We start from the raw sequence: 14289 nt of genomic DNA, 5'->3' as shown, positions 1-14289 counted from the left end.
TAAAATTTTCGTTATTACAATTCATTGAAAAATGCTATCTTTACCAACTTAATTAATGAACAAGTAGTCCCAATAAGAGGACGATCAATATATATTCAAATATGGCATGTACAAGTTGTTCAACGGGTTCTAATGATGGAACGCCCCGTGGATGTAAAAATAATGGGACTTGCGGCACCGATAGCTGCAATAAATTAACTGTTTTTGATTGGTTGTCTAACATGACATTACCAGGCGGACAAGAACCCTTTGATTGTGTAGAAGTACGCTTCAAAAACGGTAGAAAAGAATTTTTTAGAAATTCAGAAAAATTGCAATTGTCCATTAGCGATGTAGTAGCTACTGAGGCGGCTTCAGGTCATGATGTTGGGATAGTATCTCTTACTGGTGAGTTGGTTCGTGTACAAATGGATAAAAAGAAAGTAGATTATAAAGGTGAAATTCCAAAAATCTACAGAAAAGCCACTCAAAAAGATATTGATATTTGGCAAGAAGCACGAAATAGAGAGGAAGCTATTCAGGTAAGAGCAAGGGAGTTGGCTATTGCATTAAACTTAGAAATGAAAATATCTGATATCGAATTTCAAGGTGATGCATCAAAAGCAACATTTTATTATACAGCCAATGACCGTGTGGATTTTCGTCAGTTGATTAAAGATTACGCAGCTGAATTTAAAATTCGAATTGAGATGAAGCAAGTTGGTTTCCGTCAAGAAGCAGCGCGTTTAGGAGGAATTGGATCTTGTGGTCGCGAATTGTGTTGTTCTTCTTGGTTAACCGATTTTAGAAGTGTGAATACATCAGCAGCACGTTACCAACAATTGTCTTTAAATCCACAAAAATTGGCAGGACAATGTGGTAAATTAAAGTGTTGTTTAAATTATGAATTGGATACGTATTTAGATGCCTTGAAAGGTTTCCCAGATATGGATACCAAAATTTTAACCGAAAAAGGAGATGCGTATTGTCAAAAACTAGATATTTTCAAAGGACTGATGTGGTTTTCTTATGCTAATAATCCTGCGCATTGGCACATGATTAAAGCGGATCAAGCGAAACAAATTGTAGCGCTTAATAAGCAAGGAAAGAAAATTGCACAATTAGAAGATTATGTAGAAGAAGTTACTTCAACTTCAGTTGAGAAAAAATTTGAAAATGTTGTTGGTCAAGATAGTTTAACGCGTTTTGATCAACCTAAAAAGAAAAATAATAAGAATAAAAATAAGAAAAGAAGAAAACCAACGAAAGATAAAAATGAATAATACTTTCATAAAGTTAGCTCTGTTTGGCCTAGTTTTTGTTTTTTTTGCCTGTGATAAAGCTCAGGTATTCGATGAATACAGAGAATTCGATGGGACATGGAAAAAAAATCAGAAAGCAAGTTTTACATTTGAACAAAAAGATACAATTAGCAAGTACAATATGTTTCTTAATGTGAGGAATAATAATGATTATCCGTACAATAATTTATTTGTAATTGTATCATTAAATGAGCCCGGAGGAAGAGTTTTAGTCGACACTTTAGAATACCAAATGACGAATCCAGACGGAACGTTATTAGGTAAAGGCTTTTCCGATGTGAAGGAAAGTAAATTATGGTATAAAGAAAATTTTAGTTTTTCTAAAGTTGGTAAATATACTGTAAACGTGGAACATGCTTTAAGACAAACGGGAAGAGTAACTGGAGTTCAAGATTTAGAAGGGGTAACAGAAGTTGGATTTAGAATAGAAAAAACAAAATAAAAATATATGGCAACCAAGAATAATCAAGCAAATTTTTCTGATTATGTAAGAAGGTTTTGGAAACTTTTCTTTTATTCATTTGGAGGAGTAATTTTATTTTTCCTCTTAGCATCGTGGGGATTTTTTGGCAAAATGCCTTCGTTTGATGAATTAGAAAATCCAGATACTAATATTGCTACCGAAATTATTTCTTCTGACGGAAAAACAATTGGTAAGTTTTATAAAGAAAACAGAACACCAGTAAAATATGAAGATTTACCAGCACATTTGGTTAAAGCTTTAGTAGCAACTGAAGACGAACGATTCTATGAACATTCGGGAATTGACGCCAGAGGAACGTTAAGAGCCGTTTCAAGTTTAGGAAGAAGTGGAGGAGCCAGTACCATTACCCAACAATTAGCTAAAAATTTATTTCACGGAGAAGGATCTAAGTTTTTACCTTTTCGTATCATTCAAAAATGTAAAGAATGGATTATTGCAACGAAATTGGAACGTCAATATACCAAACAAGAAATTATTGCATTATACCTTAATAAAGTGGATTTTGTAAATGGAGCCGTAGGAATTCGTTCGGCAGCTAAAATTTACATGAATAAAGAGCCAAAAGATTTATCCATTGAAGAGAGCGCTTTGTTTGTAGGAATGTTGAAAAATCCGGCTTTATTTAATCCTACTAAAGAAAAAAGAAAAGAAAAAGTATTAAATAGACGTAATACTGTTTTTGATCAAATGGTGAAAAACAAAGTAATTACAAAAGAAATTGCCGAAGTTTTAAAGAAAAGACCAGTTAAAATTAATTTTAAACCAGAAAGTCATTCAGAAGGAATGGCTACTTATTTTAGAGAATACATTCGAGAAGAGTTAAAAGAATGGGTTAAAAACAACCCTAACGACGATGGTGAAGAATATGATATTTATACCGATGGGTTAAAAATTTATACCACAATCGACTCGCGTATGCAACAATATGCAGAAGAAGCGGTTAGTGAGCATCTATCAAATTTACAGAAAGAGTTTTTCAGAAGACAAAAAAGTAATCCAAATGCACCGTTTTTAGATATTACACCGGAAGAAACGGATAAAATCATCAAACAAGCCATGAAAAATTCAGAAAGATGGCGTGTCATGAGCATTAATGGAAAGTCAGATGAAGAAATCATCAAATCGTTTGATGTGGAAACCAAAATGAAGGTGTTTACCTGGAACGGAGAACGCGATACCATAATGAAACCTAAAGATTCCATTTTGTACTATAAGCATTTCTTGCAAGCGGGAATGATGGCAATGGAACCTCAAACAGGAAACGTGAAAGCTTGGGTAGGAGGAATCAATTATAAATATTTCCAATACGATCACGTGGGTCAAGGGGCACGTCAAGTGGGTTCAACTTTTAAACCTTTTGTGTACGCCACTTGCATTGACCGATTAGGAAAATCGCCCTGTGATATGATTTTAGATGCTCCATTTACTATTCCTAAAGGAGACAATAACGATAAAGATTGGACGCCTAACAATTCTGATGGTAAATTCAGAGGATTGGTTTCCATGAAAAAAGCGTTAGCCAACTCAATTAACACGGTTTCGGCCCGACTAATTAATGAAGTTGGTGCCCCAGCAGTTGTTGATATGGCTAAAAAATTAGGAGTTACGGCTAACATTCCTAATCGTCCAGCCATTGCACTTGGTGCAGTGGAAATTACAGTTGAAGAAATGGTAGCAGCTTTCAGTACATTTGCCAATGAAGGGGTGTATGTAAAACCTCAATTAATTACCAAAATTGAAGATAAAAACGGAGTAGTCATTTATCAATCTACTCCAGAGACTCATGATGTGGTGAATAAAGATGTAGCCTACACTGTCATTAAATTAATGGAAGGTGTAACTGAGTCAGGTACAGGTTCTCGTTTACGTTGGGCTGCTTCAGCACCATCCAATTTCTTAACGGGCGTGCCCTATAATATTAAAGGACCTGTAGCAGGTAAAACAGGGACTTCACAAAACAATTCGGATGGATGGTTTATTGGTATGGTGCCTAACTTGGCCGCTGGTGTTTGGGTAGGAAATGAAGATCGATCGGCCCATTTCAAGGAAACCTCGCTCGGTCAAGGAGCCACAATGGCCTTGCCAATTTATGGTATCTTTATGAGAAAATGTTTGGCGGATACTTCTTTAAATGTTTCTCAAAAACCATTTGAAAAACCAGCCAATTTCTCAATAACAGTAGATTGTGCACCAGAACCAAGTAGGGTTTTAGATTCAACAGCAATCGATTCAACTGCAGTTCCTGTTGATGCACAACCAGACGCAAACGATGTGGGTATTTAATTTATAACAAACAACTAAACTATATTTATGATTTCTAGAAAAGTGAATAACGTTCAGGAAGCTTTAGAAGGAATTCAAGACGGAATGACAATTATGTTAGGTGGTTTCGGATTGTGTGGAATTCCAGAAAATAGTATTGCTGAATTAGTACGAAAAAATGTAACCGACTTAACGTGTATTTCCAATAATGCAGGAGTAGACGATTTTGGATTGGGTTTATTATTGCAAAAGAAACAAATCAAAAAAATGATTTCTTCTTATGTAGGTGAAAATGCCGAATTTGAACGTCAAATGTTGTCTGGAGAATTAGAAGTGGAACTAACACCTCAAGGAACTTTAGCTGAAAAATGTAGAGCGGCGCAAGCAGGAATTCCGGCTTTCTTTACACCTGCGGGTTATGGAACTGAAGTAGCAGAAGGAAAAGAAGTGCGTGAATTTAACGGAAAAATGCATGTGTTAGAACATGCTTATAAAGCTGATTTTTCTATTGTTAAAGCATGGAAAGGGGACGAAGCAGGAAATTTAATTTTTAAAGGAACCGCACGTAATTTTAATGCCCCTATGGCAGGAGCTGCAAAAATCACCATCGCTGAGGTAGAAGAATTAGTGCCAGCAGGAACCTTGAATCCAAATGAAATTCACATCCCAGGAATTATGGTAAATCGTATTTTCCAAGGTGAAAAGTTTGAAAAAAGAATTGAGCAACGAACGGTTCGTCAAAAGTAATGGAATGATTTCTTAATTTGAAAATTTGAAGATGAGAAACGATAAAGATAATTTAATAGTAAAATTAACTTTTGAGTTTGCATTAGAAATAATAAGTTTTTCCGAAGAAATAAGAAAAACAAATCGTTTTGAAATGGCATCTCAAATTTTTAGAAGCGGAACTTCAATTGGAGCAAATATTAGAGAGGCTCAAAATGCCGAAAGCAAAGCAGATTTTATTCATAAGTTTAAAATTTCAGCAAAAGAAACAGATGAATTACTTTTTTGGTTAGAATTATGTCAAAATTCAGAATTCTACCCAAATCCTAATGAAGAATTATTTAAAAAATTACAATCAATAAATTTGATAATTTCTAAAATTATTTCCTCTTCTAAGAAAGGTTAATTTTCAAATCATCAAATTTTCAAATCATCAAATAATAAATGGCACTAGATAAAAATCAAATTGCAAAACGTATTGCACAAGAAGTAAAAGATGGATACTATGTGAATTTAGGAATTGGAATTCCAACATTGGTAGCCAATTTTGTGCGTGAAGATATATCGGTTGAATTTCAATCAGAAAATGGAGTTTTAGGCATGGGACCTTTCCCTTTTGAAGGAGAAGAAGATGCGGACATAATTAATGCAGGTAAACAAACCATCACAACTTTACCAGGCGCAAGTTTTTTCGACTCGGCGTTTAGTTTCGGAATGATTCGAGCACAAAAAGTTGATTTAACCATTTTAGGTGCTATGGAAGTTTCAGAAAACGGTGATATTGCCAACTGGAAAATCCCAGGTAAAATGGTAAAAGGTATGGGTGGTGCCATGGATTTAGTGGCTTCTGCAGAAAATATTATTGTGGCCATGATGCACGTGAATAAAGCAGGAGAATCAAAAATTCTTAAAAAATGTACGTTGCCGTTAACCGGTGTTGGTTGTGTGAAAAAAGTAGTAACTGAATTGGCTGTTTTGGAAGTAACTCCTAAAGGTTTTAAATTATTAGAACGTGCGCCAGGTGTTTCAGTAGAAGACATCATCAAAGCAACAGAAGCCGAATTAATCATTGAAGGTGATATACCTGAAATGAGTATTAATTAGCCAACAAGCAAATTAATAATTTTTAATATATAGACCTGACAGGATTCTAAAACCTGTCAGGTCTTTTCGAAATAAAATGAGAGCAAAAGTAATTTTAAAAAAAGGTAAAGAAAAATCAATTCAACGTCGTCATCCTTGGATTTTCAGTGGTGCGGTTTATGGTGTAACCCAAGAATTAAACGATGGGGAAATGGTAGATGTAGTTGACGCGCAAAACCAACATTTAGGAACAGGTTATTTCAGTGATAAAGGAAGTATTGTTGTTCGATTACTAACTTTTGGTGAGGAAACTTTTTCTGAGAACTTTTGGACCGAAAAATTACTATCGGCTTGGGAATTGCGTGTAAAGTTATTGAATATAGAAATAACCAATGCTTTTCGTGTGATTCATGGTGAAGGTGACGGAATACCAGGATTAATCATCGATTATTATGATAAAAATTGGGTGTTACAAGCCCATTCTTCTGGAATTTATTATGCGGTTGAAGAAATTGCAAAAGCTATCCAAAATTCATTTCCTGAGTATTGTGATACCATTTATTGTAAGAGTTCAGGAACTTTGCCTAATATGGGTACCGATTATTTTTTATTTGGGAATAACCAAGAGACCATTGCAAAAGAGAACAATATTTTGTTTTCAGTAAATTGGGTGGAAGGACAAAAAACAGGTTTCTTCTTAGACCAGCGTGAAAACCGAAAGTTATTAGGTGAATTCTCAAAAGGTAAAAAAGTATTGAATACGTTTTGTTATACAGGCGGATTTTCAATTTACGCAATGAGTGCTGGAGCTGAATTAGTTACATCAGTGGATATTTCTCAAAAAGCAGTGGATTTAGCGGCAAAAAATATGGAACTTAACTTTCCAAATGCCAATCACAAAGCTGTAGCAGACGATGTGTTCAACTTCATGAAAGAAAACCATCAAATTTATGATGTGATTGTATTAGACCCCCCGGCTTTTGCAAAAAGTATTAAAAGCAAACACACAGCTACACAAGCGTATAAACGATTAAACATTGCCGGATTTAAAGCTTTAGCACCCAAAGGAATTTTATTTACTTTTTCGTGCTCACAAGTGATAGACGATGTGTTGTTTTATAATACGGTTGCTGCTGCTGCTATTGAAACCGGTAGAACCATTCGAGTGTTACACAAATTAGAACAGGGTCCTGATCACCCAACGAATATTTACCATCCCGAAGGACATTACTTAAAAGGATTGGTTTTATATGTAGAATAAAATTTGTATTTGGTGTTCAGTATTTTACACATAGTTTGTCATACTGAACTTGTTTCAGAATCTCTTAATTTTGAAACTGAAACGAGTTTAAATAGGCTAATATAAATTGCTTATTTTGCAAAGAAGTTTTTGACTTTTTGTTTCAATCTTAATACTATGTTCAAAAAATTATACTCTATAAAAACCACACGGTCAAAAGAAGAAATCATTGCCATCTTTCAAAGTAAGGTCGAAAGTTTTCATCGAGATAACTCTGAATTTAATTTTGAAGGTAGTATAAATTTAAACGGAGATTTTTGTATTAAACCTACATTTGATTTTGGTCCAAGAGAACAATTTCGACCTGAAATTAAAGTTAAAATTCATGGTTCAACAATTGATTTAGAATTTACAATTAGTACTTTTTTAAAGCGATTGTTTTTACTTTTAATAGTAATGGAATTGGTATTTGTAATTTTTATTTATAGTAAATTCGAAGATTTTAAAGTTTTACTATTTTTTCCCTTTCTACTTATATTTTTTCTCATTTTAAAATTAACATTTGATAATAAAGTTAAAAAATCAATCCATTTATTAGAATCTTATTTTAAATAAAAAAACCCGTAAGTAGTTCCACTTACAGGTTTTTTATATTTTATTTATAAATTCTTAATGACTTAATGCCGAAAAGAAATCATTTCCTTTATCATCTGTAATAATGAAAGCAGGGAAATCTTTTACTTCAATTTTGCGAACGGCTTCCATTCCTAATTCAGGGAAATCTACCACTTCAACACTTAAGATGTTTTCTTTTGCTAAAATAGCCGCAGGTCCACCAATAGAACCTAAATAGAATCCGCCGTATTTGTTACAAGCATTCATTACATCAGCACTACGGTTTCCTTTGGCTAACATAATCATACTTCCACCTGCGGCTTGGAATTCGTCTACATAAACGTCCATACGTCCAGCTGTAGTTGGTCCAAAACTTCCAGAAGGCATTCCGTCTGGCGTTTTTGCTGGTCCGGCATAATACACCGGGTGATTTTTGAAATATTCAGGCATCGGTTGTCCGGCGTCTAACAATTCTTTAATTTTAGCGTGCGCAATATCACGAGCTACAATCAATGTACCATTTAATTTTAAACGGGTTTTGATAGGATAGTTTGATAATTCAGCCAATACTTCTTTCATTGGACGGTTTAAGTCAATTTCAATGGCTGGTTCTAAATGTGGAGCAGTTTCAGGTAAAAACTGTTTCGGATTAGTTTCTAATTGCTCTAAGAAAATACCGTCTTTTGTAATTTTTCCTTTGATGTTTCGATCTGCCGAACACGAAACACCCATTCCAACCGGACACGAAGCGGCATGTCGTGGTAATCGAATAACACGAACGTCATGTGTTAGATATTTTCCTCCAAATTGGGCACCAATGGAACTTTCTTGACAAATTTCTTGTACGCGTTTTTCCCACTCTAAGTCACGAAAAGCTTGACCTGCCATGTTACCCGAAGTAGGTAAATTGTCGTAATACCCTGCCGAAGCTTTTTTAACAGCCGCTAAATTGGCTTCTGCCGAAGTACCACCAATTACGATTGCTAAGTGGTATGGCGGACAAGCCGCAGTTCCTAAATCCATGATGCGTTCACGGATAAAAGCATCTAATGATTTTTCGTTTAATAACGATTTTGTTTTCTGGTATAAGAAGGTTTTATTTGCTGAACCACCCCCTTTAGCTAAAAATAAAAACTCATACGAACTTCCTTTTTTAGCATAAATATCAATTTGTGCAGGCAAGTTTGAACCCGAGTTTTTCTCTTCAAACATCGAAATAGGAACAATTTGCGAATAACGTAAATTTCTATTTTGATAGGTATTGAAAATACCTTTAGACAACCATTCACCATCGTCCACACCAGTATACACATTCTCTCCTTTTTTAGCCATTACAATAGCTGTTCCAGTATCTTGACAAGAAGGTAATTCGCCTTCAACGGCCACAACTGCATTTTGTAATAGGTTATACGCTACAAATCGGTCGTTGTCTGTAGCTTCTGGATCGTCAATAATTTTTCTTAATTTTTCAAGATGCGAAGCACGTAACATAAAAGAAACGTCTTTCATGGCTTCTTCGGCAAGTAATTCTAAACCTTTTGGATCTACGGTTAAGATTTCTCTATCTCCTAATTGTTCTACTTTAACGTAATCAGAAGTTAATTTTTTGTATGACGTATCGTCTTTTAAAATAGGATACGGGTCTTGGTATATAAAATCCATTGTTTTGTGTGTTTTGAAATGTAAAGTTAACAAATATTGATGGGATAGAAAAAGGAAATTTGGTTATTAGATATAGTCAATTGCTAAATTTGAACTTTTCTAATTTCTCCATGATGTAAAAAATATTTGTGTTTTTCGAATGGAACAAATTCAAGTATTTCTATTGTTTTATTTTTGTCTAATAAAAGTTCGTTTAAACTAGAGTATTTATAATCACTTTTAATTTTAGATTCTAAGGTGAATTTTAACTTCTGATTTGAAAGTATTAGATTAACGTAAGATTGATGTTTAAAGGGAAAATGATATTCAACTTTAATTACATCGTTATAATTAAATTCAATTTCAGTTTCATTTTTGATGCGAATTATATTCTTATCTGTAAAAAGTATTAAATTGTTTTCTGAATTAAATTTATTTACTACATAGACAATTGTTCCAATTAAAATTATAAAAGTAGGGATTGCTAAATATTTGTTTATAGAAAATGAAATAGCAAACAATACTAAAAACACTAAAAGGATGCCATAGTAATATTTGTCCTTAATAACTGAATTAAAATCGCCGTAAAATTTATAATTATAATTTGATTTCATTTATCTCACAAAAAACCAACTCGCCACAGCAATTGCCGTAATCACACAAATTAAGTCCACAAGTAACATGGTGGCTAAGGTATATCTGGTGTTTTTCACGTTTATACTTCCAAAATAGACGGCAATCACATAAAACGTGGTTTCGGCACTGCATTGGAAAATGGAACTCAAACGACCTGTTAAGGAATCGGGACCAAAGTTATTCATGGCGTCAATCATAAATCCTCTCGAACCACTCGAACTAAAAGGACGCAACATAGCTACTGGTAACGAATCGGTGATTTCTTTACTTACATTAAAATTTAGGAAAATAACCGAAATGCCTTCACTCATCATTTCAAACAAACCGCTGTTTCTAAAGAATGAAATAGCCGCTAACATGCCTAACACATAAGGAAAGATAGTAACACCGGTTGTTAAACCGTTTTTTGCCCCCGAAACAAATGCATCGAAAATAGTGGTTTTTTGTTCCACAAATTTTTTCTCTTTGATGAAAGCATAGGTTAATGTTAATCCAATAATAGCAATTAATAAAATAGCTGATAGGTTAGAGGTAAAGAAGTTTTTCTCTATAAGGTTCAATCCGTTAATGTAAAACAAAAGTCCGACAATTGCAGCAATAACCGACATTAGTCCGACTAACAACGTGGCACTTTTGAAGTTAATGCGTTGACGAATTCCAACCAATAATAAAGCGGCTATGGTTCCAATAAACGAAGTGATGATGCAAGGTAACATTACATCGGCTGGATTGGCAGCATTAGCGGCGGCTCTATACCCAATGATAGAAGTGGGAATTAAGGTTAAACCTGCGGCATGCAAACACATAAACATGATTTGAGCATCACTAGCACGGTCTTTATCTGGGTTTAAGGTTTGTAAACTTTCCATGGCTTTTAAGCCGAAAGGAGTTGCAGCCGAATCTAATCCTAAAAAGTTAGCAGCAAAATTTAACGTCATGTAAGAAACCGATTCATGGTTTTTAGGAATGGATGGAAATATTTGTGCAAAAAACGGACTTAATTTTTTGGCTAATTTCTCGGAAGCACCTGAAATGATAAGCAATTCCATTAAACCACAAAAGAAAGCTAAATACGCCATTAAGGGTAAAATGATGTCGAATAAACTCGCTTTACAAGTAGGTAATAATCCGTCTGATTTTTGTACTCCACTGTATATTTTTACGGTTTTGTTTTTAAAAACATAAGTAGTATCCGCATTTAACGTATCGATATTTACTTTAAAGGTTTTTTCATCCGCTTTTAAGATTGAATCTTGTAATGGTTTTGGGAATTCATTTATGAATTTTTCAGCGATTAAAATGGGTTCGTCTTTTTTTCCATTTAACACATAATCAATGGAATAATATTGTGAAGTGAATAAACCTACCATGATAAATAGGATAGAAGAAATAAAAATGACCAACCAAAATCTGCTTAAAACCATACGAATATATTTTTTGTAAATGTAACATTCTTATATAAATAAAAAAAGCCCCTCATATAGAGGGACTTTAAAATAGTTATAACTTGTAATTAAATTAGAATTTGTAAGAGATAGATACGTTCCAAGTTCTTCCCCAGCCAAAGTAAGCGTTGTTTTTAACGTTTATTCCTTTGTATTCTTTATCGGTTCCATTAGTAGGGAATAATCCATCTACGTTACCAGTACTAGTTGTTGCAGAAATTTCAGAAAGATAAACTTCATCAAATATATTGTTCATATTAACTCTAAAGTTTACGGAGTTTTTCTTATCTTTTCCAACTAACATTTTATATGAAATTCCAGCATCCACTAAATCATAATTAGGTAATTCAATGTTGTTTTTCGTTACTGTATTTGCGTATAATCTATCATAGTTTCTCCAGTCCATATCGATAGAAAAGTTTTTAATGATTTCATATTTTGCTCCTAATCCCCAAGTAGTTTGAGCGGCATCACCTACTTTACTTCCATCAACATCTTTTAAGTTTTCATCTAAGAATGTTAAATCTTCTGCATATCGTCTTGTAACAACATTTCCTTTGTATTTCCAGTCACCATAAGAACCAAATCCTTTAATTTCTAATTGATCAATTGGTTTGAAAATGAAATCTAATTCAACACCCATGTGTTCTTGTTTAGCCCCTAAATTCGAGGTATAAACAATGTCTCCAGCTGCAATATTTACACCACCAATTGTTGTATTACTTGTTACCGGAGCTGAAGTTGTAATTACACGATTTTCCCAAGTAGTTCTATATAAATTTAAACTAGTTGTAAAAATTTTAGATTTAAATGTATAACCAGCTTCTAATCCTAAAATATCTTCATTTGAAGTTAATGGGTTTATTGCATTTGTAAAGTTTAAATAGATGTTGTCGTGGTAAGGTTGACGAGAGTAAAAACCTGCATTACCATAAACGGTATGTTTCTCTGCAAAATTATAACTTCCGCCTCCTTTAACATTGAATCCTATATTATTAACTTTTTCAGAATCTTGATAAGCTTCTTGGTAGTCATAATAATCAAATCTTTGATGCGATTGATTTGAAATAGCTCCTTGGAAGAATGCAGTAACATTTTCTTTTTGATATTCTAATTGTCCAAATAAACCACCATAAGAAATTGTTTCGCTATAATCATAATCAATTTTTTGGTTGTCGTCAATAGTATTGAAAAATGCTTTCCAAGGCTCTGAAGGCATATATTGAGTTACAGTATTTGTGCCAATAGGTAAAGTGTTAGGGTTCGGTATTACATGGTTATTATCCCTTAATGGTCTTGTTTCATACCACCCATTTAATCCTAAGAAATTAGACACTTGTCTGTAATGGTCTCCGTGGTATGTTCTTAAATCTAAACCAACATTTAAACTTAAATTTTCATTTAATTTAGTATTCAAGTTAGAAACCATTCCGTACCAAGCGTGGTTATTCATTGAAGCTCTAATTAAATAATTGTTATTTCGGTTTGGATCAGAAGTTTCATTACTTCCAATACCGTTATTATCATTTGAGTTGTTTGCAAAAATTTGGTCAAAATTAATGTAAGTCGACTGGTTTTGATTGGTATATGGATTAAATCCAGTAAAGCTCTTTTTACCACGTCCATAATTACCTGTTCCACCACCTCTTCCCCAAGAGGCATATAAAACAGTAGAAAGATTCATTTTTTCATTAATTTTCCAATCCCAGTTAAAGTTTGCAACGGGTTTGTGGTAAAAATTTCTTCTTTCCGAAAGATATTCACCATTTAAATAACCATAATTATTATTATACTTTCTTCCAAAACCTAAATAATCTGAAATTGGTTTAGTAAAGTTTTGGTCATGGTATTGTGGTGCGCCTGTAACTAAAAAGTTGAAATTATGTTTTTCATTTGGTTCGAAACCTACTGAAATAAAATACGTTTGACCTTCTCCTTTAGTTCCTTCAACATATCCATCACCACTCCATTGTGAGAACATGAAACTTGCTCCCCAACCTTTAGCGTTTTTACCGGTATTATAAATGGCAGTTGTTTTTAAATAGTCATCATTTGCTAATGTTGCCATCACTTGTCCACCTTCTTTTTTTGCTGTTGCTTTAGTTACAAAGTTAACAGTTCCTCCAACAGAAGAAATTGCTAATTTTGATGAACCTAAACCTCTTTGAATTTGAATAGCATTAGCAATATCAGCCATACCTGACCAGTTAGACCAATACATTTTTCCGTCTTCCATTCCATTAATTGGTTGACCATTTAATAAGAATGCTGTGTTGTCTTGTTGAAATCCACGAACGGTAATTCTAGAATCACCAAATCCACCTGCTTGACCCGCTACATATACAGAAGGAGTATTTACTAGTGCTTGTGTAATATCTGTTGATCCTATTTTTGCTTGAATTTCTGCCGCTTTAATAGTTGAAACAGCTACAGGAGTTTTTCGGTCTTTTACCAAGTCGACAACTCCTTTTCCTACTACCACTACTTCTTCAATAGCATTTGAAGTAGAAGTTAAAAAAACGGTTCCTACATTTTGTGAACCTTTGAATGAAACCTCTTTTGTTTCAAAACCAATAAAAGAAATTAGAACAGAACCTTCTTTTTCTTTAGAAGTAATTGTAAAACTTCCATCTTCTGTAGTTGTAACAGAATTGTTACTTCCTTTTAATTTTACCGTAGCGTTAGCTAAAGTATTATTGGCATCGTCAACAACTTTTCCTGTTATTGTTGATTGTCCATACATAAATGAACTTAACATCAAAAATGACGCAAGTAGCAAATAATTTAATTTTTTCATGTTATGTTGTTAATTTATTTGCTGCAAAATTAATTCAAAAAAAAAGAAAAATGTTAAGA

The 14289-nt window shown here is 33.6% G+C and carries 12 protein-coding genes; 8 read left to right on the top strand and 4 right to left on the bottom strand.

The window, feature by feature from the left end:
- The first annotated feature begins 101 nt into the window (after positions 1-101).
- From KQS_RS13610 to KQS_RS13575, 8 genes are all read left to right on the top strand, one after another.
- Positions 102-1262, top strand: a complete 1161-nt coding sequence (locus KQS_RS13610) for a PSP1 domain-containing protein (RefSeq protein WP_014389753.1) — start codon at positions 102-104, stop codon at positions 1260-1262.
- Positions 1255-1743, top strand: a complete 489-nt coding sequence (locus tag KQS_RS13605; RefSeq protein WP_014389752.1) for a gliding motility lipoprotein GldH — start codon at positions 1255-1257, stop codon at positions 1741-1743. Before KQS_RS13610 ends, KQS_RS13605 begins: the two co-directional genes overlap by 8 nt.
- Before the next feature lie 6 nt (positions 1744-1749).
- Positions 1750-4068 (top strand): penicillin-binding protein 1A, encoded by a 2319-nt coding sequence (locus tag KQS_RS13600; protein ID WP_014389751.1) that lies wholly within the window; start codon positions 1750-1752, stop codon positions 4066-4068.
- Positions 4069-4095: 27 nt separating this feature from the next.
- Positions 4096-4794: a CoA transferase subunit A gene (locus KQS_RS13595; protein ID WP_014389750.1), complete on the top strand. Its 699-nt coding sequence runs from the start codon at positions 4096-4098 to the stop codon at positions 4792-4794.
- A gap of 31 nt (positions 4795-4825) precedes the next feature.
- Positions 4826-5179: a four helix bundle protein gene (locus KQS_RS13590; RefSeq protein WP_014389749.1), complete on the top strand. Its 354-nt coding sequence runs from the start codon at positions 4826-4828 to the stop codon at positions 5177-5179.
- Between the two features lie 38 nt (positions 5180-5217).
- Positions 5218-5877, top strand: coding sequence for a CoA transferase subunit B (locus KQS_RS13585; RefSeq protein ID WP_014389748.1), 660 nt, complete (start codon positions 5218-5220; stop codon positions 5875-5877).
- A 76-nt stretch (positions 5878-5953) separates the two neighbouring features.
- A complete protein-coding gene (locus KQS_RS13580) occupies positions 5954-7117 on the top strand; it encodes a class I SAM-dependent rRNA methyltransferase (RefSeq protein WP_014389747.1) in 1164 nt (387 codons plus the stop codon).
- Between the two features lie 156 nt (positions 7118-7273).
- On the top strand, positions 7274-7711 hold the full coding sequence (locus KQS_RS13575; RefSeq protein WP_014389746.1) for a hypothetical protein: 438 nt from the start codon (positions 7274-7276) through the stop codon (positions 7709-7711).
- 54 nt (positions 7712-7765) lie between these two features.
- Here the strand turns inward: KQS_RS13575 and KQS_RS13570 are convergent, their stop codons facing one another.
- The 4 genes from KQS_RS13570 to KQS_RS13555 all read right to left on the bottom strand — a co-directional run bounded on the left by KQS_RS13570 (position 7766) and on the right by KQS_RS13555 (position 14230).
- A complete protein-coding gene (locus KQS_RS13570) occupies positions 7766-9373 on the bottom strand; it encodes a fumarate hydratase (protein WP_014389745.1) in 1608 nt (535 codons plus the stop codon).
- Positions 9374-9456: 83 nt separating this feature from the next.
- Positions 9457-9966: a hypothetical protein gene (locus tag KQS_RS13565; protein ID WP_014389744.1), complete on the bottom strand. Its 510-nt coding sequence runs from the start codon at positions 9964-9966 to the stop codon at positions 9457-9459.
- On the bottom strand, positions 9967-11412 hold the full coding sequence (locus tag KQS_RS13560; protein ID WP_014389743.1) for a nucleoside recognition domain-containing protein: 1446 nt from the start codon (positions 11410-11412) through the stop codon (positions 9967-9969).
- 94 nt (positions 11413-11506) lie between these two features.
- On the bottom strand, positions 11507-14230 hold the full coding sequence (locus KQS_RS13555; protein ID WP_041252132.1) for a TonB-dependent receptor: 2724 nt from the start codon (positions 14228-14230) through the stop codon (positions 11507-11509).
- Between the last annotated feature and the right edge of the window lie 59 nt (positions 14231-14289).

It is taken from the genome of Flavobacterium indicum GPTSA100-9 = DSM 17447, from assembly GCF_000455605.1.
GTDB lineage: Bacteria > Bacteroidota > Bacteroidia > Flavobacteriales > Flavobacteriaceae > Flavobacterium > Flavobacterium indicum.
Note: the sequence above shows the minus strand (reverse complement) of the source record. Positions and strands in the feature narration are given on the sequence as shown.

Excerpts from the sequence above, each read along its gene's own strand:
- KQS_RS13610 (WP_014389753.1), top strand. The coding sequence starts at position 102 with ATGGCATGTACAAGTTGTTCAACGGGTTCTAATGATGGAACGCCCCGT.
- KQS_RS13595 (WP_014389750.1), top strand. The coding sequence starts at position 4,096 with ATGATTTCTAGAAAAGTGAATAACGTTCAGGAAGCTTTAGAAGGAATT.
- KQS_RS13555 (WP_041252132.1), bottom strand. The coding sequence starts at position 14,230 with ATGAAAAAATTAAATTATTTGCTACTTGCGTCATTTTTGATGTTAAGT.
- KQS_RS13585 (WP_014389748.1), top strand. The coding sequence starts at position 5,218 with ATGGCACTAGATAAAAATCAAATTGCAAAACGTATTGCACAAGAAGTA.
- KQS_RS13570 (WP_014389745.1), bottom strand. The coding sequence starts at position 9,373 with ATGGATTTTATATACCAAGACCCGTATCCTATTTTAAAAGACGATACG.
- KQS_RS13575 (WP_014389746.1), top strand. The coding sequence starts at position 7,274 with ATGTTCAAAAAATTATACTCTATAAAAACCACACGGTCAAAAGAAGAA.
- KQS_RS13560 (WP_014389743.1), bottom strand. The coding sequence starts at position 11,412 with ATGGTTTTAAGCAGATTTTGGTTGGTCATTTTTATTTCTTCTATCCTA.
- KQS_RS13600 (WP_014389751.1), top strand. The coding sequence starts at position 1,750 with ATGGCAACCAAGAATAATCAAGCAAATTTTTCTGATTATGTAAGAAGG.
- KQS_RS13565 (WP_014389744.1), bottom strand. The coding sequence starts at position 9,966 with ATGAAATCAAATTATAATTATAAATTTTACGGCGATTTTAATTCAGTT.
- KQS_RS13580 (WP_014389747.1), top strand. The coding sequence starts at position 5,954 with ATGAGAGCAAAAGTAATTTTAAAAAAAGGTAAAGAAAAATCAATTCAA.
- KQS_RS13590 (WP_014389749.1), top strand. The coding sequence starts at position 4,826 with ATGAGAAACGATAAAGATAATTTAATAGTAAAATTAACTTTTGAGTTT.
- KQS_RS13605 (WP_014389752.1), top strand. The coding sequence starts at position 1,255 with ATGAATAATACTTTCATAAAGTTAGCTCTGTTTGGCCTAGTTTTTGTT.